The 18,837-nt window shown below is 55.8% G+C and carries 20 protein-coding genes and 2 tRNA genes; 10 read left to right on the top strand and 12 right to left on the bottom strand.

Features of this window, described 5'->3' with window-relative positions:
• Window positions 1-64: 64 nt before the first annotated feature.
• On the bottom strand, window positions 65-769 hold the full coding sequence (locus BUQ90_RS12710; protein WP_074205549.1) for an SDR family oxidoreductase: 705 nt from the start codon (window positions 767-769) through the stop codon (window positions 65-67).
• Window positions 766-1,524 (bottom strand): YaaA family protein, encoded by a 759-nt coding sequence (locus BUQ90_RS12705; RefSeq protein ID WP_074205548.1) that lies wholly within the window; start codon window positions 1,522-1,524, stop codon window positions 766-768. The genes BUQ90_RS12710 and BUQ90_RS12705 overlap by 4 nt, the downstream gene beginning before the upstream one ends.
• Before the next feature lie 217 nt (window positions 1,525-1,741).
• Between BUQ90_RS12705 and BUQ90_RS12700 the strand changes: the two genes are divergently transcribed.
• Window positions 1,742-3,034: a tetratricopeptide repeat protein gene (locus BUQ90_RS12700; RefSeq protein ID WP_143182855.1), complete on the top strand. Its 1,293-nt coding sequence runs from the start codon at window positions 1,742-1,744 to the stop codon at window positions 3,032-3,034.
• 44 nt (window positions 3,035-3,078) lie between these two features.
• Here BUQ90_RS12700 and BUQ90_RS12695 read toward each other — a convergent pair whose 3' ends face one another.
• The gene (locus tag BUQ90_RS12695) at window positions 3,079-3,552 is read right to left on the bottom strand and encodes an Lrp/AsnC family transcriptional regulator (protein WP_074205546.1); all 474 of its coding nucleotides are present in this window, start codon (window positions 3,550-3,552) and stop codon (window positions 3,079-3,081) included.
• 291 nt (window positions 3,553-3,843) lie between these two features.
• Between BUQ90_RS12695 and BUQ90_RS12690 the strand changes: the two genes are divergently transcribed.
• The 6 genes from BUQ90_RS12690 (at window position 3,844) to BUQ90_RS12665 (ending at window position 8,230) form a co-directional block, all read left to right on the top strand.
• Complete coding sequence (locus BUQ90_RS12690; protein ID WP_074205545.1) at window positions 3,844-5,370, top strand: sensor histidine kinase; 1,527 nt, start codon at window positions 3,844-3,846, stop codon at window positions 5,368-5,370.
• Between the two features lie 48 nt (window positions 5,371-5,418).
• Window positions 5,419-6,435 carry a polysaccharide deacetylase family protein gene (locus BUQ90_RS12685; RefSeq protein ID WP_074205544.1) on the top strand — a complete coding sequence of 339 codons (1,017 nt, stop codon included), beginning with the start codon at window positions 5,419-5,421 and terminating at the stop codon, window positions 6,433-6,435.
• A gap of 129 nt (window positions 6,436-6,564) precedes the next feature.
• Window positions 6,565-6,641, top strand: a tRNA-Ile gene (locus BUQ90_RS12680).
• 47 nt (window positions 6,642-6,688) lie between these two features.
• Window positions 6,689-6,765 (top strand) — tRNA-Pro (locus BUQ90_RS12675).
• 173 nt (window positions 6,766-6,938) lie between these two features.
• Window positions 6,939-7,655 carry a helix-turn-helix transcriptional regulator gene (locus BUQ90_RS12670; RefSeq protein ID WP_074205543.1) on the top strand — a complete coding sequence of 239 codons (717 nt, stop codon included), beginning with the start codon at window positions 6,939-6,941 and terminating at the stop codon, window positions 7,653-7,655.
• Window positions 7,656-7,783: 128 nt separating this feature from the next.
• Window positions 7,784-8,230 (top strand): winged helix DNA-binding protein, encoded by a 447-nt coding sequence (locus tag BUQ90_RS12665; RefSeq protein ID WP_074205542.1) that lies wholly within the window; start codon window positions 7,784-7,786, stop codon window positions 8,228-8,230.
• 282 nt (window positions 8,231-8,512) lie between these two features.
• Here the strand turns inward: BUQ90_RS12665 and BUQ90_RS12660 are convergent, their stop codons facing one another.
• Window positions 8,513-8,935, bottom strand: a complete 423-nt coding sequence (locus BUQ90_RS12660; RefSeq protein WP_074205541.1) for a helix-turn-helix domain-containing protein — start codon at window positions 8,933-8,935, stop codon at window positions 8,513-8,515.
• Window positions 8,936-9,127: 192 nt separating this feature from the next.
• Between BUQ90_RS12660 and BUQ90_RS12655 the strand changes: the two genes are divergently transcribed.
• Window positions 9,128-9,862: a helix-turn-helix transcriptional regulator gene (locus tag BUQ90_RS12655; RefSeq protein ID WP_159437104.1), complete on the top strand. Its 735-nt coding sequence runs from the start codon at window positions 9,128-9,130 to the stop codon at window positions 9,860-9,862.
• A gap of 45 nt (window positions 9,863-9,907) precedes the next feature.
• Here BUQ90_RS12655 and BUQ90_RS12650 read toward each other — a convergent pair whose 3' ends face one another.
• From BUQ90_RS12650 to BUQ90_RS12635, 4 genes are all read right to left on the bottom strand, one after another.
• Complete coding sequence (locus BUQ90_RS12650; protein ID WP_074205539.1) at window positions 9,908-10,249, bottom strand: hypothetical protein; 342 nt, start codon at window positions 10,247-10,249, stop codon at window positions 9,908-9,910.
• 106 nt (window positions 10,250-10,355) lie between these two features.
• The gene (locus tag BUQ90_RS12645) at window positions 10,356-11,264 is read right to left on the bottom strand and encodes an oxidoreductase (RefSeq protein WP_239447428.1); all 909 of its coding nucleotides are present in this window, start codon (window positions 11,262-11,264) and stop codon (window positions 10,356-10,358) included.
• A 15-nt stretch (window positions 11,265-11,279) separates the two neighbouring features.
• Window positions 11,280-11,534, bottom strand: coding sequence for a hypothetical protein (locus BUQ90_RS12640; RefSeq protein WP_074205538.1), 255 nt, complete (start codon window positions 11,532-11,534; stop codon window positions 11,280-11,282).
• 1 nt (window position 11,535) lies between these two features.
• A complete protein-coding gene (locus BUQ90_RS12635; RefSeq protein WP_074206406.1) occupies window positions 11,536-12,915 on the bottom strand; it encodes a M28 family peptidase in 1,380 nt (459 codons plus the stop codon).
• A 188-nt stretch (window positions 12,916-13,103) separates the two neighbouring features.
• Between BUQ90_RS12635 and ettA the strand changes: the two genes are divergently transcribed.
• Window positions 13,104-14,783 (top strand): energy-dependent translational throttle protein EttA, encoded by a 1,680-nt coding sequence (gene ettA, locus BUQ90_RS12630; RefSeq protein WP_074205537.1) that lies wholly within the window; start codon window positions 13,104-13,106, stop codon window positions 14,781-14,783.
• 6 nt (window positions 14,784-14,789) lie between these two features.
• Here ettA and BUQ90_RS12625 read toward each other — a convergent pair whose 3' ends face one another.
• Complete coding sequence (locus BUQ90_RS12625) at window positions 14,790-15,185, bottom strand: hypothetical protein (protein WP_143182853.1); 396 nt, start codon at window positions 15,183-15,185, stop codon at window positions 14,790-14,792.
• A gap of 207 nt (window positions 15,186-15,392) precedes the next feature.
• On the opposite strand from BUQ90_RS12625, the gene BUQ90_RS12620 reads away from it, so the two are divergent.
• The gene (locus tag BUQ90_RS12620) at window positions 15,393-15,788 is read left to right on the top strand and encodes a metallopeptidase family protein (RefSeq protein ID WP_074205535.1); all 396 of its coding nucleotides are present in this window, start codon (window positions 15,393-15,395) and stop codon (window positions 15,786-15,788) included.
• Window positions 15,789-15,888: 100 nt separating this feature from the next.
• On the opposite strand, the gene putP is transcribed toward BUQ90_RS12620, so the two are convergent.
• The 3 genes from putP to BUQ90_RS12605 form a co-directional block, all read right to left on the bottom strand.
• Window positions 15,889-17,361, bottom strand: coding sequence for a sodium/proline symporter PutP (gene putP / locus BUQ90_RS12615; RefSeq protein ID WP_074205534.1), 1,473 nt, complete (start codon window positions 17,359-17,361; stop codon window positions 15,889-15,891).
• A 59-nt stretch (window positions 17,362-17,420) separates the two neighbouring features.
• A complete protein-coding gene (locus BUQ90_RS12610) occupies window positions 17,421-18,164 on the bottom strand; it encodes an NYN domain-containing protein (protein ID WP_074205533.1) in 744 nt (247 codons plus the stop codon).
• A 76-nt stretch (window positions 18,165-18,240) separates the two neighbouring features.
• Entirely contained in the window at window positions 18,241-18,831 is a 591-nt protein-coding gene (locus tag BUQ90_RS12605; protein ID WP_239447427.1) for a pyridoxamine 5'-phosphate oxidase family protein, read from the bottom strand.
• Window positions 18,832-18,837 lie beyond the last annotated feature (6 nt).

Here is an 18,837-nt window from a genome sequence, read left to right as displayed (position 1 = left end):
CGGGGATTGCCAGCTTTTCCGATACCTGTCGCATGCTGACACACCCGTATTTCCAGGCGTTTTTTCAGGGTGTAATTTCTTCTCCGTCCCAGGCAAAAATCCGCCCGGTATCTGCGGGTTTCAGCCCGTCGAGAACGTCCAGCAATTGCCCCGCAGCCCGTTCCGCATCGAACAGCTTGCCCGGCGGGACATTGGACTGGAAGGGTTCGCTCAATTCGGTATCGACCGTACCCGGGTGCAGAGCGACGATAATGGATCGCCTGTTCTTGCGTTGCCATTCTATGGCGAGGTTGCGGATCATCATGTTGAGCGCAGCTTTTGCGGCGCGATAGCCGTACCAGCCGCCCAGCCGATTGTCCGAAACACTGCCGACGCGGGCGGAGAGTGCGGCAAAAATGCTGGGGCCATTGCGGTTCATGGTCGGGAGGAAATGCTTGGCAACCAGTGCCGGGCCAATCGCATTGATCCGGTAATTTTCGCTGAGCCAGTCGCCATCCAGCTCCCTGAGGCTCTTTTCGGGCCCTCTGGACTCATTGTGGAGCAGGCCGGTGGCGACGAACACCAGATCGGGTTGCAATCCCTTGTCCTTGATCCATTCCGCTGCAGACGCAATCGATTCTTCTGACGTCAGATCCAGTTTGACCGGACTATTTTCGGATCGGGAAAAACCGACGGTCTCGCCGTATTCGTCTTCATCCCGGAGGATCTCGAGCATCGCGCGGCCGATGCCGCCGCCGGCCCCGATGACCACCGCTGAACGGGCGGTCATGAACGGATGAAACGGAGGCTGTTTTCCGAGCTGTCCTTCGGTGAAAAGCGATATCCGTCACTGTCAAAGCCGGTCAGGGCCTCAGGATCCTGAATATGGTTGTCGCAAATATATCTCGCCATCATCCCGCGGGCCCGCTTGGCTTCGAAACTGATGAATTTCGGTCCGTCCGGCCCGTCCTTGCGAAAGTCGACTTCGATGATGCGCGCGTTCAGCTTTGCGGCATGCGGTTTCACTGCCGCCCAATATTCGTTGCTGGCGAGATTCACAATGACGCGATCACCGCCATGATCAAGATCAGCAGCCAGTTCCTTCGCAATCTCATCCTTCCAGAAATCCGTCAGTTTTTTGTAGCGCGGAGCCCATTTTGTCCCCATTTCCAGGCGGTGCGGGCGGATCGGGTCGAGCGGTCGCAGCAGTCCATAAAGGCCGGACAGGATCCGGACATTGTTCTGCGCAAACCTGAGGCCGTCATCGTTCAGGCTGGATGCCTCGAATCCGGTATAGACATCGCCGGCATAGGCAAAAATGGCTGGTCGTTCCGGTTGATCGAAAAAGGCGCTGTAGCGTTCGCGGTTCAACGCGATCAGATTGTCTGACACCGGCATGATCGACTTGAGCTTTTTCTTCGTCAGATTGGAAATCGCGCTGGCCAGCCGCGCCGTGTGTTCTGGAAAGCGGTTCTCGCTAATCTGCACATCGGGCAGGGGGCTTTCAAAGTCGAGCGATTTGGCAGGGGAGATAACGGCAATCACGGAATGGGAACCTCAAGATCTGGGAGTTTACAAATATATACATATTGCGCGGATAACATGGCTTCGGGCTGGCATTTGTTCAACCGCTATTCAGCGCATTTACCCTATAAATCGATGTGAACCTTGGTAATAAAGCCAAGACAGTTTATGGTGCAACCATATTCGATGCGGCGGCATATGATCCACCCGCCAAAAAGTTTTTATCTGGAGGAAATTTATGCGTTTTCTATCTCATTTTTCAATGGCTGTCGCGCTGGCTGCTGCTGGAACCTTGACCATCACGGCCTTGCCCAGCGAGGCGCAGGCGCAGAAAAAGAAAAAGGAAAAGAAGCCCAAACTCAGCAAGGAGATTACACCACAGGTGGCTGCCATACAGAAAGCCATGGCGGAAGAAGATCCATCTCCGGCCAAGCCGATGGTGGAAGCGTTGCTTGCCGGACCCTGGACCGGATATGACCAGTTTGTTGCCGGTCAGCTTGCCATTCAGCTTGGGGGCAAACTGAAAGACACATCACTCCAGGAACAGGGTATCAAGACTTCCCTGGCCAGCGGTCAGACCCCGGCGGAACAGGCACCTGTGTTCAATTTTTACGCCGGCAATTTTGCCTATGGCGCCGAACGCTGGGCGGAAGCGCGACAATATTTTGAAACGGCAATTGGTCTCGGATACCGCCAGAACAATGTCGCGGCGCTGATCGCCGAGTCTTACTTCAAGGAAAACAATCTTCCGCAAGGTCTGACGGCTCTTGATCGCGCGATCAGTATTGAGAAAGAGGCCAATGGCCAGGCATCCGAAGAATGGTATCGCCGGGGAGCCGGTGTTGCGATGCGGACTAATCAGCCGGCGCTGGCTGCCGAGTGGACTTACAAGCTGGCAGAGGCTTATCCCACCGGTGAGAACTGGCGCGCTGCCCTTTCAGTTTACCGTGACAGTGCCAAACTGGATGACCAGCAAAATCTGGAATTGATGCGCCTGATGCGCAAAGCCGATGCCATGGTCAGCGAACGGGACTATTTTGAATATGCCGATGCGGCGGGTCCGCGGAAACTTCCCGGCGAAGTTGTGTCTGTACTGGAAGAAGGTATTGCCAAGGGCGCCGTTCGCGAAGCGACTTCCTACACCAAGGATACGCTCTCCCTGGCTCGCGGGTCGATCAGTGCGGACAAAGCCAGCCTTCCGGCTTCTGAGAGGGATGCGTCGCGATCGGCCAACGGCAAGATCGCGTTGGCAACCGGCGATGCCTATCTGGGCTATGCGGATTACCAAAAAGCCGTAAGCATGTATGAAACGGCGATTGCCAAGGGCGGCATTGACACCGCTAGGGCGCAAATGGGCAAAGGCATTGCGCTGGCTGGCCAAAAGGACTGGGCCGGAGCCAAACAGGCTTTCTCGAATGTGACAGGTCCACGGCAAAGCGTTGCCGAATTCTGGAATCTGTGGATTGATCAGCAGTCTGCACCGGCCGCCGCCACTGCACCGGCCGCCGAGCCATCGCCGACGGCAAGCTAGGCTGTTGCGAATTGAAGGAGAAAGGGCGCCATGTGCGCCCTTTTTTATTTGTCGATCGGGACGCCCGGCAGGTTCTTGGCGGAACGAATGGTCAGTGATGTCTTGACGCTGGCCACATTTGGAGCGGATGTCAGCTCGCTGGTCAGAAAATTCTGAAACTGCTGCAGGTCTCTCGCGACCACCTTGAGCATGAAATCGATTTCTCCGTTCAGCATGTAGCACTCCCGCACTTCCGGCAGGCGCTGCACATGATCCTCGAAGGCCTGAAGGTCGGATTCCGCCTGGCTTTTCAGGCTGACCATGGCAAAGACGGTAATGGTATAGCCCATTTTCGATGGGTCTACCGCCGCATGATAGGCCGTGATAACGCCACTGTCTTCCAGTGCGCGCATTCTGCGCAAGCAAGGCGGAGCTGTGAGTCCCACGCTCTGCGCCAGTTCGACATTGGTAATGCGGCCGTCATCCTGGAGCCGCTTCAGGATCTGAATGTCAATTTCATCGAGAGTATTATCAGCCATGGCAAGGTAATTTCCGTTCGCGAATCATATTTCCTCTATAATATAATTAGTGACACGCGCAATGCTGGATGGGATGTCCCACATTGTGACGCGACGTATTCGAGGCTTCCGCGAAGCGGTCAAAGCGGTTATCTCACCGTTAATCACAAACCACAGCGACGACCGGAATTCCCATTGCGCTTCGATGACCGACTAACAACTGTTCTCAAGGGGCAACTACCCGAGGGGCAGGCTGCAGCAGCTCAATGGAGGCAAGTCATTGATCTTCTCGCACAAAAGCCGGGGCAATTGATGAACGAGGAAGTTCAGTTGGGACTGACGCGATTGCGGGACTTGCACAACCGGGTGGATGAAGCAGATCGTGTCACGGCGGTACGTGCGCTGGCTGGCCGTCTTCGGTCCGCACCACTACTTGTTTACCTTTGCGCAGATGACAGAGCTGTTGCCGAGGCGGCTCTGGAAGGAGCGGATCTGCCGCAAGAAATCTGGCTCGATATCTTGCCGCAGCTTCCCGAAATGGCGAGTGATGTTCTTCGCGACCGAGCGATTATCGGCGAAGAAATGGTGTTCGCGTCCGATGAACGGCAAGCGTCAGCTCCGGTGGAGGACAAAACACTGATTCTGACCGAGGAGCATGCCGAGGAAAATTCCCAGATCAGCAGTCTGGTGGCAAAAATTGAAGATTATCAACGCAAACGGATCGTTGACCCGGTGACACCTGCGGTGCCTGAGCCGGCAGATGAAGGCGATCGCAGTTATTTTGTCGACAATATCGACAAACTGGAATTTGAAACGGATGATAGCGGAACCATTACCTGGGCCAAGGGACCGCCGAGAGGAGCCATAGTGGGGGTCACCATTGCCGAACCGACGTTCGATGAAGGCCCGGGGCCTGACGCCTATGGCGCGGCGGCTTTTCGTCAGCGCATGCCACTGGAGAACGCGCGGATGCGATTATGCGGAGCACCGGTGCTTGCGGGAGACTGGCGGATGACGGCCATTCCGTTCTTTGCACCCGATACAGGCCGTTTTCGCGGGTACCGGGGAGTCATGCGTCGGCCCAATGCAGCCGAAGACGTCAGCGCGCAGGCCAGTGTAGATATTGCCCGGCGCGAGCAGTTGCAGCAGCTGATTCATGAGCTGCGGACGCCGCTCAATGCCATAATCGGTTTCAGCGAGATAATCGAGCAACAGCTATTCGGGCCGGCTTCGTCGGAATATCGAAATCTCTCACGCAGCATCATGGACGAAGCCCGCCGTATGCTGGCCGGATTTGAAGACCTCGACATGGCTGCCAAAATTGATGCCGGTCAGTTGCAGGCAAATCCCGGGGAGACAGCCCCAGACTGGTTGCTGGACCGCCTGACCGAACGCTTGCAGAGCCTGGCGCACAGCAAGGCGGTTGATTTGCGGATAAGCAAGGCGGAGCCGGTTCGGGCGTTCGCTCTGGACGGAGACACTGTCGAGCGGATCTATGCGCGGCTCTTGTCGGCTGCAATTATCGCTTGCGAAGAAGGCGAGGAACTGGTGGCTGATCTGAGAACGCAGATCGGACCTCAGCCGGTTAACTGTTTCAGCCTGTCACGACCGTCTCGCATTCGGGGAATAGACGAGCAGCAACTGCTCGACCCTTCGCAGGGCATTGAAGGGGAGCCAGGCGACACACCGCTTTTGGGTCTTGGGTTTTCCTTGCGCCTTGTTCGCAACCTGGCGCGGTCTGCCAATGGCGTGCTGACCCTGGCAGACGACAAGATTGGCTTGACGCTCCCTGCGGTGATGACTAGCCAAATCGGAGCCCGCGAAACAGAACTGGAATGATCCAGTCAGGCTTTGCGGCCTCTGTCCCTTGAGGAAAGCGGATTTGCCATGCTGTCTGACCTGAGATTGCCGATTGGTCGAGAAGATTCTTGGCGTAAGCTGGCACTTTCTGGTGATTTCGGCAAACGCTTCCTGATCACCGTCGATACCGAAGAGGAATTTGACTGGAACGGACCATTTGAGCGCAAGGGGCACACCACCATCTCCGTGCCCAAGCTGTTGCGATTTCAGGAATTTGTTGCGAAATATGGCGTGAAACCCGTCTATTTTGTCGATTATTCCATAATCGAGGATGAGGAAGCTGCAGCTTTTCTGAAGTCTGTTTGCGAACAGGGCACCGCGAGTGTCGGCGTGCATCTTCATCCGTGGGTGAATCCGCCCTTTGATGAGGAAACCAGTCCGCGGAACAGCTTTGCCGGCAACCTGTCCCCGGAGCTGGAAGAGGCGAAAATGATGTTCCTCTGCGAGGCGATTGAAAAGGCGACGGGCAAACGGCCTGTGGCCTATCGTGCCGGGCGATATGGCGTTGGGCCCAATACGATCGATATTCTCCTGAAGAACGGATTTCTGCTGGATAGCAGCGTCAGATCCCATTTTGACTATAGTGCAGAGGGTGGACCGGACTTCACTGCGGTTGGTTCTGAGCCATTTTGGCTGGGGGAGGGAACCAGCTTGCTGGAAATGCCGCTGACCACAGTGGTTTCCGGAATGCTGCGGAAACAGCACTTGCCCCTCCTGAAGCTCATGAATCGCTCGGAAATTATGGCGGCTGCCATCTCAAGACTCGGGATCGTTGAGCGTATTCCTCTCACGCCCGAGGGCATATCCACCCGGGAGGCCAGGGAAGCAATTGATGTGGCGCTCGATGACGGTCACAAAATGCTGGTGTTTTCATTTCATTCCCCATCATTGTCTCCCGGTCATACCCCCTATGTTCGTACCAGCGATGATCTGAATCGATTCTATGACTGGTGGCGCGATATTATGAGCCATTTGGCGGAGCAAAATGTGCAGCCGATCAGTATGGAAGAACTTCTGGAGCATGCCGGGTTGCTGCAGCCGTGAAACCAGACGCCCCACCTGTCCGCAATTTATTTTTCACGCAGCTTGCCAAGTCAGCCAGGCTTCCGCTATCGGAGCGGTCCTCTAAAGTCTCCGTTTGGAAAGTCATTGGCAGAAAAACGGGATTTTTCGGGGCCTGTAGCTCAGTTGGTTAGAGCTGGCCGCTCATAACGGCTAGGTCGGGGGTTCGAGTCCCTCCGGGCCCACCATTTTTTCTTTGCTTTTCCGGGAATCACCGCCTAGGGGAGGCGCGCGTCGGGGAGTGGCGCAGGCTGGTAGCGCACCTGGTTTGGGACCAGGGGGTCGCAGGTTCGAATCCTGTCTCCCCGACCATTTTTTATCTAAAGATGAACGACATAGCTTCATTCACGGAAGTTCCGTGTTTCTTTTGATATTCGTCAAAAATATGACACGCAATCACGTTACAGATTTGTTTATGTTTCCAATGATACGATCTGGTTCAGGGTCCTAGTTGTTTTCGGAAGCTTTCGGGGGAAGTCTTTGCAATGCAGGATTATATTGCAGGATTGCCAGATTGTGACACGCCGAAATCTTTATGGGCTTATTGTTTGCGGGTGGTAAAAAGTCTGGGATTTGGCGCTGCGATATATGCCGTGCCTCCGCCAAACAAAAAACCCACTCATCCCGATACCATCATTCGCCTCCACGGCATTTCTCTTGCCGATTTCTACCGGTTCGCTTTGCAGGGTCTCATCGCGGAAGGTCATTTGACGACGTCTAACAGTCTGTTCCGGGCAGCCCCGTTCAGATGGACCGATATTGCTTCATTGACATCGCGTACCGAAGAATTCTCGAATCTGAAGCAGCAGGCAAATGATGTGGGCTTGACCGATGGCTGGGTTATTCCGGTTTTTGGTCCGAAGGGGCGAACGGGACTGGTATCTTACGGCCTGCCAAACAATATCGCGGCGATGGAAGACAAGGCGAAACATGCGTTGCAGCATTTTGCGCAACTCGCGCATCTCCGGCTCTGCCAAATCACGCCCTATATGTATGAGTTGAACAAGGATCTGTCGAAACGCGAGACACAGATCATCTCCTGGGTGGCGAAGGGAAAATCCAATTCCGAAATTGCGCAGATCCTGAAAGTGTCCGAAGCATCCATTGACAGCTACCTGCGCCGCGCCTTTGCCAAGCTGGGTGTCCATGACCGAACCTCTGCCGCCGTCAAGGCGATCAGCCACGACATTGTGAGAATATAGTTCAGCCTTCCTGTTTGCCAGAATGCACTTTTGTCGAAGTGTAACGGATGTTCGTGACAATACATGCTCCGGGAATTGCCCTAGCTTCTATATATGTTCGATCCAGTAACAGTCAGGGATAGTGGTACATGACGGGATCCGGAACCGCTTGCCGCATCAGTCTTTCCGATCAGTCTGCAAATGAAAATCCCGATACGGCTTTGATCCGCAGTCCGGCCGAAGTTGCCGAAACCGCAGAACTGCTCTTGTCCATCCGGCGCATACGAAATGCTGCTCTGGCCGACATACTCGGAGATGTCGACGAAACTTCATGGAATATATTGCTCGATATATATCTGTCCGACTGTCTTGATCGACCGGTCGTGACTGCTGACCTTTCGATGATCTACGCTGTCCCGAAAACCACAATTACGCGCTATGTTGAATATCTGCGGGAACTTGGCCTGGTCCGCAAAGAGCGAGATCCAGCCAACAGGGTCCGGATTTTGCTGTCACTGACCGACGCCGGACAGAAGCGCATAGACACGGCGCTGCAGCGTATCGCGGACGCAATTTCCCGCCAGGCTGTTCAATAACGTCGGTATTCGAGGGGGAAAAGTTGGCAGCGGACATGCCGCCGCCAACTCCGGGGGTTCCAGAAAGGTCATCCCTGCTACATGAATGACCTTCTATCTCTGGTTGTGTGAGTGTTTTGTAGCGGGACCTCTGCAAATTGTGGTCGCAACGCAGAAATTCCCAACACGTCCCACGGATGCAAGGCTGTCACCCGGTATCGCAACAGTCAATAACAGCATCACCTTCTTTGGACCCATAATGGGTCAAATGACCGGCGATGAGGATGCGCTCAGTACTGCCGTTCAGGATCGCGTTGCCGAGTCGAGCACCTGATTGAGCCGGCTCATGCCACTTTGTGTCAGCAGGACATAACTGGTTTCTCCGCTCGACGAATCGTCTTCGACAAAAACAAATCCGTCCTGCATCAGAATATCGACATAGCGGATGGCCGTACTGGGCTTCAAATGCGTGCGGCTGCTGATTTGCTGGATTCTGAGCTTCTCGCGTTTCTCGTGTGCGTCATAGAGAACAAGCAATATGTCCCATGCTGCGGTTGAAAAATACGCTTCGGGAAAAACCTTGTGCCCCTGGCGGCGCAGGCTGAGAACCAGACTTGCAAGTTCCTGATTGCTCAGGGTGCGTTCCGTTTGCAGCTGTTCGAGCCGTTCCAGCCGGTGTTCAATTCGCCGGAGCACGTCGGTCTGATCGAGAGTCTTTGTGGGCATGTCATGGTCTCTGCTAAAGCCTTGAGTTGTCCAGCTGGCGGCCTGAGCCTCTTCTTCGTGGACGGGCGGCGCAAATAGCGGGTATTTCAGACTTGTCCGTCACCGGAATGGGGGACAAGTTGAAAAAAAGTGTAAAATCTGCTTCATTGCAACGCGAACACCGGGTCGTGCAAAGGTACCGGGATGGCCATTGTGGCTGACAAATACGAGCTTATTGGCCAATGGCTGGACGATATCGGTCAAAAGACCGAAGTCATCGATGTGCTTCGTCTCATCCGCAAAATTTGTGAAGAACTGGGCGCTGACCGGACGAGCTATCATCTCACACCGAAACTGCATTCCCAGACAGACCGAGCCATCCACCTGCTCGCCAGTGGTTTTTCCAGTGAGTGGATTTCCCTCTATGAAGATCCGGAATTTCGTTGCCACGATCCAATCCCCGATCTTGTCATGCAGTACGGGGAGCCCATAACCTGGCTCGATGCGCTGGCGCTTCGCAAGCTTTCCAAGGGAGAACAAGGCTATGCGGATGCGTTAAAGGCCCATGGTCTGGAGCATGGCATCGGAATCCCGCTCTATGGAAAGAATATGCGACATGCCTATTGTTCGTTCACATTTCCCGATCCGGAGATGTTGCAGGATTCTCGTCTGATCGCGACAATTGCCGCACTTTCACGAGCCGCGCATCTGAAAATATGTTCGCTTATCGACCAGACGGAGAATGATTCCGGCAGGCTTTCCGAGCGAGAAAGACAAGTTGTTCAGCGCATTGCAAGCGGTTTTTCAAACAAGGCAATTGCGGATGATCTCGAGATCAGCCTCTCGACCGCTGACACCTATGTGAAGCGTGTTTTTGCCAAGCTGGAGGTGAATGACCGGATCGGAGCGACAATCAAGGCGCTGGAAAAAGGCATTTTGCTGCTCTGATATGGGGTCGCCATGCAACCGCAGCCGAACAAGCCTTAATTCTGCCTAGGAAACGGTGGCAACCCGGCGGCGATCCAGTCTTTCCATCATGGCTTTGATCACGGCGGGGTGGAAGGTGTAGTCAATCTGGCAGCCATATTCGTCACTCTTCTTCCAGAGCAGGTTGGCGGTCAGAATGTTCATGCCCGGAATTTTCAGAGTCAGGGAAATATCCGGATTGAGCTCGGCATTGCACTGAATCTTGATGATCGTGTCGGAGATTGTTGTGACAACGCACGGAATGTTTGAGGAATTGGCCTGTTTGACCTGCGCATCAATTTGCAAAAAATCGCCGTAAATCATGATCCTGCCCCCATTGCGCGGTTTCCCCACCGCCGTGTTGAACATCTTTAAATCCGATGACGGGTCTAATTGGGCATATCTAATCCGCTATGGCGAGACAGGGTTAACAGAATTCACCGGTTTTTAACCGTGTTTCGTGCGAAACGGGGAGCTAGATGGCCGGTTCAATCCCGGTCATCTCGACCGACAGGTCCCACAGTTTTTCCGCAAGTTCCTCGTCACGCGCCCGAAAGGATCGGGAGGCTTCTGTGGCAGGTCCGGTCCAGCCTCCAAAATTGGCAGGTCCGTAATATTTTCCGCCAACCGCGCCTTTCCCGGCCGCTGCGGCCAGGGTGGACCAGGCGCCTTCTGCGGATGTGCTCAGAAAAAGGCGGGCCAACGGCATGATGGCTTGCGCGAAAAAGGGCAGGTGCCGGGCCAGTTCGGTATCGGCAACCCCGGGGTGACAACAAATGGCCGAGACAGTCGATCCTTGCGCCCGAAGCCGTCTGTCAAGTTCACCTGCGTGCAGGATATTCGCCAGTTTGCTCATCGCATAGCGTTGCATGGCATTGTAGCGTTTTTCGGCATTGATATCGTTGAAATCGATCCGTCCGCTGCGGTGCGCCAGGCTGCTTGTGATAACAATTCGGGCCTTTTTCCGTTGCTGCAATTTGGGCAACAAGAGCGCGGTCAGCGCGAATGTACCGAGATGATTGACCCCAAACTGGGACTCAAACCCGTCTTCGGTCAGTTCATATGGTGGCATCATGATACCAGCATTGTTGACCAGTACATCAAGGCGTTTTTCCTTGCCCACGAGTTTGGCGGCGGCCGCGACACTCTTGAGGCTGGCCTGATCGAGGGGAACAAAAGCCAGGTCGCTGTCCGGAATCTCTTTACGGATGACAGCCATGGCATCCTCGGCGCGCTCTTCTGATCGACAGCCGAGCAGGACCCGTGCGCCTTTGGCTGCAAGCACCCTGGCGGTTTCGAAACCGATACCGCTGTTCGCACCAGTAACCATTATCGTTCGACCGCGCTGGTCCGGAACCTGCCGGTCGGTAAAATTCTTGATCACAGCCTTGTCCTCTCGTCAGCTGGCGTTTCGGTCTTGCGCGTCGTCCACCGGCGCCGCGTCGGGGGCACCGATACCGTCAGCTTCCAGCTCGTCGGCAATATCCTGTTCGAGTGCCTGCACCGCCTCAGCGGCCGCCTCCTCGAGTGACCGGGCATCCTGCTCGATCTGACGCTCCATTTCGGCTATCGCCTCTTCGCCCTGTTCCTCGATTGGCGTTTCCGAACAGGACGCCAGGAGGATTATCGCCGGAATGATCGCCGTCTGTTTCATGTCATTCTTTGGCTGGCATGGTGAAATCGACATCGCTGTTGGCGATGATCGAAAGCACAGTGGTCCATGCCGCGACATTCTGGCGCATTTGTTCGGGGTCAATCTTGTCGAGCGTATCATCCGGGGTATGGTGGAGATCGAAATAGCGCGTACCGTCCTGCTGCAAATCGATTGCCGCCAGATTCTGAGCGGAGATGATGCTGCGAACGTCGGGTCCGCCAGACGCGGGCGGACCAAGGGAACCGATTCCCAAGGGAGCCAGTGCCTCGACAATCTTTTCACGTAAGGGCTGGGCAGCCTCCGGAAGATTAAACTCCACGCGCCAGACCTTGTCCGCGCCAAAATCGGATTCCATCGCGATGGCATGCCGGGTTTCACCATGGGCTTCGGTATAGGCCCGGGCACCCCATAGCCCAACTTCCTCGGCACCTGCCCAGAACAGGCGGATGGTGCGCAATGGCTGGCCATGCTCCATGATCTTTTTGGCTGCGGCCGTGGTGATTCCGCATCCGGCTGCGTCGTCAAATGCGCCTGTGCCCAGATCCCAACTGTCGAGATGACAGGCGATCAGGATCATCGGCAAGGATGGATCCCGGCCAGGAACCTCGGCAATGACATTTCCCGATTCCTGCTCGCCAATATTTTGCGGGGTCAGCACCAGTTTCATTTTCACCGGTTCGTCGGCACGTTCGACCATGCGTCGCAGGTTCTCCGCATCCGGGATGGATAGTGCAGCTGCGGGAATGGGGGTCACCCGATCCGAAAAATTGGTGTTCCCGGTATGGGGATTGCGGCGATAGGCTGTCCCGACGGAGCGGATGACCATTGCGGACGCGCCTTTGCGGGCCGCGATATTGGGGCCAATGAATCGCACCGGCCCAAATGCGCCATAGCTGGAGCCATCCTGGCTGCGCATCATCTGGTGACTGACAAAGGCGATTTTGCCCTTGAGGCTGCCGTCAGGAACCGCCGCAAGCGCAGCCAGTGTGGGAAAGAACCGGACCTCTGCCTCCAGGCCTTCGGGCGGCGTGCTGCCGGAATTGCCCAGTGCGGTGAGTTTCAGCTTCTGCGGGAACGGGCTGGTTACTTCTGCCGTTTCGGTTCCCCGGACCCAGGTCGGCATGTTGAAGGGTTCGATTCGGACATTGTCAAAGCCCAGGCTGTTGAGTTTTCTCACCGCCCAGTCCCGTGCCCGTGCTTCGGCTTCGGTGCCTCCCAGTCGCGGCCCGACTTCTGTGGTCAGGCCTTCCGTGATTTCAAAGGCGAGGGAATCCTGCAATGCCTCGTTCTGGAGCTTTGCCGGATCATGATTATCGGCCAGCGCAGCCGAGGAAAAAAACAGCGCGGTGGCGCCAGCAAGCGGTGTGATCAGAGTCTTCATGGCCATTGCCTAACCCGCCCGTATCGCTTTGCCAATGCTCTCTTGCGGGCCGGAGCCAGAATAGCTACATGCAGCGGTGAAATTGAACACGTCATCCCGGCCTGTGCCGGGGTCTTCTTCGACATCGTGCCGCGACGCAAGGGAATCCGGATTTGCCGGAATGACGAGAAATATTGAAAGTGAAAGACATGGCCGCCCAGTACAGTTTTGTGATGAAGGGTCTGACCAAGACCTATGCGAACAAGCAAAAGCCGGTTCTCGAGAATATCAACCTGCAATTCTATCCGGATGCCAAGATTGGCATTGTCGGTCCCAATGGCGTCGGCAAATCGACGCTGATGAAGATCATGGCCGGCAAGGATACCGAATTTACCGGTGAAGCCTGGCCGGGCGAGGGGATTACCGTGGGCTATCTCGAACAGGAGCCGGAACTTGATGCATCCAAAACGGTCAAGGAGAACGTGATGGACGGTGTCGGCGAAATTGCCGACCATATCCGCCGCTTCAACGAGATTACCGAGCTGATGGGTGATCCGCCGGAAGACGCCGATTTCGACGCGCTGATGGAAGAAATGGGCGTGCTGCAGGAAAAGATCGATTCGGTTGATGGCTGGACGCTCGACAATCAGCTGGAAATTGCGATGGAAGCCCTGCGCTGCCCGCCTGGGGACAGTTCTGTGGACAACCTGTCGGGTGGTGAAAAGCGCCGCGTGGCCCTTTGCCGCCTGTTGCTTGAAAAACCCAGCATTCTCCTGCTCGATGAGCCTACCAACCATCTCGACGCGGAAAGCGTGGCCTGGCTGGAAAATCATCTGCGCGAATATCCCGGCAATGTCATCATGGTGACCCATGACCGTTATTTCCTCGACAATGTCGTGAACTGGATGCTCGAGCTCGATCGAGGCAAATATTATGTCTATGAAGGCAATTATTCGCTCTACCTGGAAAAGAAAGCCAAGCGGCTTGAACAGGAAGCCCGGGAAGACAAGGGCAAGCAGAAAGCGATCAAGGACGAACTTTCCTGGATGCGGCAAAATCCAAAAGGTCGTCAGACCAAGTCCAAGGCGCGGATCAAGAGCTTTGACCAGCTGGTCGAGGCGCAGGAAAACCGGGACCCCGGCAAGGCGCAGATTCTCATTCAAACGCCCGAACGTCTTGGCGGCAAGGTGATTGAAGTCGCAAATCTTTCCAAAGGCTATGGTGACAAGCTGCTGATCGACGATCTCAGTTTCTCGTTGCCACCCGGAGGCATTGTTGGCGTTATTGGCCCCAACGGCGCCGGTAAATCGACTCTGTTCAAGATGCTGATCGGGCAGGAAGAACCGGATAGCGGCAAAGTCGAAATCGGTGAGACGGTCAAGCTCGGCTATGTCGACCAGAGCCGCGACGATCTCGATCCAACCAAAAATGTCTGGGAGGCGATTTCCGACGGTCATGATTACATGACGCTCGGCAAGCATGAAATGTCGACCCGGGCCTATGTTGGCGCCTTCAATTTCAAGGGCACCGATCAGCAGAAAAAGGTTGGCCAGATCTCCGGTGGTGAACGCAACCGCGTCCATATGGCGCGGATGCTGAAAGAGGGCGGCAATGTCCTGCTGCTCGACGAACCGACCAACGATCTCGATGTCGAAACCCTGTCCGCGCTCGAAGAAGCGCTCGAAAGCTTCGCCGGCTGTGCCGTAGTCATCAGCCATGACCGCTTCTTCCTCGACCGCCTGGCAACGCATATTCTGGCCTTTGAAGGCGACAGCCATGTCGAATGGTTCGAGGGGAATTTCGAGAGCTATGAAGAGGACAAGGTACGGCGTCTGGGCGAAGATGCGCTAAAGCCTAGTCGGGCGACGTACAAGAAGTTGACGCGATAGAGAATTTTAGCCGTTGAGGCGTTCGGCATCATCCAAATCTGGAAGATGAGGCCAGTTGTCTTTGTACAGCTTAATGCTGCTTAGAAGGGCTTCCTTTCGCTGTCGCATTATCGCTTTTGAAATCGCGTGACTTGCAATCGGGTCCTCTTTCTGTTCATCCAAAGCGGTCAAGTAGGCCTCTATTTCATAGACTAATTCGTCAGCAGGAAGTTGAAGCGGTTTATAGGCGATAATATCGTCCTCATCGCCTGTTTGGAACCATCGCGTTTGGTCGTTCCAATCATCATCTTCCTGCGGAAGCCAAACTGCATGTTGACCTGAACGCAAAAGCAATATTGCACCTCTTTTTCCGAATTCCGGTCTGGAATCGCCGATCTTTCTGAATCCTTTGGGAGTTTTCAATTGTCTTACTCACAGCTCTCGGAATTATGATTTGTCATTGCTCTATAGAATTTTGAAATATGAATGTCATTCCGGACTTGATCCGGAATCCAGAGCGCTTTTTCGCGAATTGTGCCTACTGACGCTCTGGATGCTGAATCAAGTTCAGCATGACGGAAATCGGGATAGGCTCCTTTTACTTTTGGCCCCAATACCTATCTCTTTTAGGTGTCAAACCAACCCACCATAACCGACTTCGAAACCATCGCCCGGCGCGTGTTTGAAACCATTCCGTCGCCTTTTGCCCAGCATCTTACGGATATCATTCTGCGGGTGGAGGACTGGCCATCGCGGGAGATACTGGACCATTTCGGCATGACCGATCCGCATCAGCTGACCGGGCTTTATCAGGGCATTCCGGTTGGCGAGAAGTCGCAATTTGGTGCGCCGGGCGTGGAAGGCGACCGGATCTTTCTCTACCGTCGGCCGTTACTCGCAGAGATGGCACAGACCGGAGTCGAACTGGAAAAGCTGATCCGGCATGTGGTGATCCACGAGGTCGGGCATCATTTTGGTCTCAGCGATGCGGACATGCATGCGATTGAGGAAAGTGTGGAGGATTGATGCCATTTGTCGCCCCAGCGCAGGCTGGGGTCTCCGGTGGTGATAGCGACCCTCTGTCGAACGCTTGAGATGCCAGCCTGCGCTGGCATGACGGCATGTTTCAGGCGGTAGCTGCTTCTTTTGCCGTCGCCTTGCTGACCAGCCAGATTGCCAGTCCGGCCGCCACAAATCCGGGAATAATCTCATACACACCCGGACCGCCCAGGAATTCGGCATTCCAGCCCAGTGCTATCCAGGCGATCACCACGCCTGCACCCGTCACGAGCCCCGCGACAGCTCCGGCACCAGTCATGCGCTTCCAGGTCAGCGACAGCAGGATCAGCGGGCCGAAAGCGGCGCCAAATCCCGCCCAGGCATTGCTGACCAGCCCCAATACCTGGCTGTCCGGGTCGCTGGCTATCGCGATCGCGGCCAGCGCGACCAGCGCCACGCAGGCCCGGCCGATGTTCACGGTCTCCCGCTCGCTGGCCTGCTTGCGCAGGAACAGGCGATAGAAATCTTCGGTCAGCGAACTGGAACTGACCAGCAATTGCGAGCTGATCGTACTCATGATCGCGGCGAGCAGTGCGGCCAGCAGAAAGCCGGTGATCAGGGGGTGGAACAAGGTATTGGCGAGCAGGATGAAAATGGTTTCCGGATCGTCCAGCACCAGTCCGTTCTGGATGACATGAGCCCGACCGGCAATGCCGACGCCGATGGCGCCGATCAGCGCGACAGCCATCCAGCTCATCCCGATATTGCGCGCGGTCCGAACGGATTCCACGGACCGGACGGCCATGAAACGGACAATGATATGGGGCTGTCCGAAGTAACCGAGACCCCAGGCAACCGCGGAGAGAAAACCGACAAAGCTCAATCCGGCGGTCAGGCTCAGATAGTCGGGATCGATCTCGGTCAAGGTGGCGGACACGGTTCCGGTCCCGCCATCACCAATCACAACGACCAGTGGCATCAGAATGAGCGCCACCACCATGATACATCCCTGTACAAAGTCGGTCAGGCTGACGGCCAGAAAGCCGCCGACCATGGTATAAGCCAGCACCACTCCGGCGGTCAGCCAGATGCCGAGCATATAGTCGGACAGGTCAATATCACCGAACAGGCCGGCAAAACTTGTTTCGAACAGCTTGCCGCCGCCGACCAGACCGGCTGCCGTGTAGACGGCAAAGAAGATGACGATGATGACCGCACTGGTCACCCGCAGCGCCAGCGCCTTTTCCGGAAAGCGATTGGCCAGAAATTGCGGGATGGTGAGGGCGTTACCCAGTTCTTCCGTTTGTTGCCTCAGGCGTGGTGCGACGATGATCCAGTTGATCAGCGCGCCGACAAACAGACCGATCCCGATCCACGCTTCCACCAGCCCCGCCGCATAAAGGGCGCCTGGCAAGCCGAGCAGCAACCAGCCCGACATGTCGCTCGCACCGGCGGACAGGGCCGCGACCGCCGGATGCAGATTGCGTCCGCCAAGCAGATAGCCTTCGCTGCTATCCGTAGATTTGCGCCAGGCATAAAGCCCGATGACGATCATCAGTATGAAATAGAGTGCGAGCGATACAAGTGTGCCGGTTTCCATCCGCTGGTCATAGCGACCTGTGAGGCGATGTCACGCAGTGAACGGCAAGTGGCCAAGCCTTAACGCAACCGTTTCACAAATAGCTGCTGGTTCTCATCCCGTTTGGTTTGAAAGTTCGGAACCTCTTCGAACATGTCAGAGAGCCGGGAAAAGCCATAATTCCGAACGTCAAAACTCGACCGGTTGCCGGCAATTTTCCCCACCTCGCTGAGGCTCGCATAACCCTCGGCATCGCGCTTGCTGGCCTGATAGGCGTCAACGAGCAGCTTGAGAAGTTCGTCGTCCATTTTGCCATTGCCGTCCACGGCTTCTGGCCTGGATGCGGTCTTTGCGCCGCTTTTGCCGCCGCTGCGCTCGCGTTTGTCGGCCTTGATCAATGCATCGACATCGATGAAGCGGCTGCAGGCCTGTTTGAAGGCATCCGGGGTCTTGGCACTGCCAAATCCGTAAACCGGAAACCCGTCCTGGCGGAGGCGCATGGCCAGCGGCATGAAGTCGCTGTCGCTGGACATGATCCCGAATCCGCTGACCCGCCCACCATAGAGCAGGTCCATCGCATCCACGGTCATCTTCATGTCCGTCGCGTTCTTGCCGCGAGTGATATCAAATTGCTGCTGGGGTTCGATGCCATATTTGTGGAGTCTGTCGACCCAGCCCTTGAGGGCCTGTTTGCGCCAGTTGCCGTAGGCCCGGCGGATATTCACGGTGCCCAGCTCGGCGAGGGCTGTCAGCACCGGATCAATGCCGTTGTGACTGGCATTGTCTGCATCAATCAGCAGGGCGATATTGTCATTATTGTTCATGGGGATCTGATGGACCGGGGGCAGGGCAGGTTCAAGCGGAAATAGTGATGCTGCCACAAATAGCGGCGTTTATGGCTCAGGGGACCAGCCACTCGTGCTGCCAGTCTCCGGTTCTTGAATCCCAGGTGCTCGCGGCCCGCCGGTGCCCGGTATGAGCCAGATAGAGCCATTCAATCCGCACTACATCTACAAGAAGGATGGCGAAATTTGCCCGGGCTGGCTCGACCTGTTCTTCCGTAGGCTTCCGGCCTTCGATATCCGCAGGAAGTCCGGAAGTGGCCTCCTCAACCGCGCTGCCCGGCGCAGGTTCGGCGAGATAACAGCGTTGACCGTAGAGAGAGGCCTGATCCCAGGCGGCATCTGCTCGCGGACCGTCTCGGTGAATATGACCGGTTCCGGTCAGTCTGAGCTGAATTTTCGCCTCCGGATGGTAACCCAGTACCGAAACGGGTGCACCATTGCCGATATCACGAACCTTGGATACCCGCGCATCCGTATTGAACCGCAATTGGCGTTTTTCCGGGTCTGCTGATCGCAGGACCATGATCCGCTGACTGGGGAGCCCCTCTTCTGTGACTGTACCGATTGCGGGCATGTGCAGGGGAGACCGGCGGTCGCTGACGGCTTCCGACAGAAGCTCCCAGGCTTTCTCAAGAGAAAGATCCAAGTCATT

This window comes from Parasphingorhabdus marina DSM 22363 (assembly GCF_900128895.1).
Classification (GTDB): Bacteria; Pseudomonadota; Alphaproteobacteria; order Sphingomonadales; family Sphingomonadaceae; genus Parasphingorhabdus; species Parasphingorhabdus marina.
This window is presented reverse-complemented; position numbering and strand designations above follow the sequence as displayed.

Bases quoted from the DNA above. Each gene is read 5' to 3' on its own strand.
- putP (WP_074205534.1), bottom strand. From the start codon at position 17,361: ATGGAAACCGGCACACTTGTATCGCTCGCACTCTATTTCATACTGATG.
- BUQ90_RS12660 (WP_074205541.1), bottom strand. From the start codon at position 8,935: ATGCCCACAAAGACTCTCGATCAGACCGACGTGCTCCGGCGAATTGAA.
- BUQ90_RS12665 (WP_074205542.1), top strand. From the start codon at position 7,784: ATGACGGGATCCGGAACCGCTTGCCGCATCAGTCTTTCCGATCAGTCT.
- BUQ90_RS12610 (WP_074205533.1), bottom strand. From the start codon at position 18,164: ATGAACAATAATGACAATATCGCCCTGCTGATTGATGCAGACAATGCC.
- BUQ90_RS12640 (WP_074205538.1), bottom strand. From the start codon at position 11,534: ATGAAACAGACGGCGATCATTCCGGCGATAATCCTCCTGGCGTCCTGT.
- BUQ90_RS12635 (WP_074206406.1), bottom strand. From the start codon at position 12,915: ATGAAGACTCTGATCACACCGCTTGCTGGCGCCACCGCGCTGTTTTTT.
- BUQ90_RS12670 (WP_074205543.1), top strand. From the start codon at position 6,939: ATGCAGGATTATATTGCAGGATTGCCAGATTGTGACACGCCGAAATCT.
- BUQ90_RS12685 (WP_074205544.1), top strand. From the start codon at position 5,419: ATGCTGTCTGACCTGAGATTGCCGATTGGTCGAGAAGATTCTTGGCGT.
- BUQ90_RS12700 (WP_143182855.1), top strand. From the start codon at position 1,742: ATGCGTTTTCTATCTCATTTTTCAATGGCTGTCGCGCTGGCTGCTGCT.
- BUQ90_RS12695 (WP_074205546.1), bottom strand. From the start codon at position 3,552: ATGGCTGATAATACTCTCGATGAAATTGACATTCAGATCCTGAAGCGG.
- BUQ90_RS12690 (WP_074205545.1), top strand. From the start codon at position 3,844: ATGAACGAGGAAGTTCAGTTGGGACTGACGCGATTGCGGGACTTGCAC.
- BUQ90_RS12650 (WP_074205539.1), bottom strand. From the start codon at position 10,249: ATGTTCAACACGGCGGTGGGGAAACCGCGCAATGGGGGCAGGATCATG.
- BUQ90_RS12710 (WP_074205549.1), bottom strand. From the start codon at position 769: ATGACCGCCCGTTCAGCGGTGGTCATCGGGGCCGGCGGCGGCATCGGC.
- ettA (WP_074205537.1), top strand. From the start codon at position 13,104: ATGGCCGCCCAGTACAGTTTTGTGATGAAGGGTCTGACCAAGACCTAT.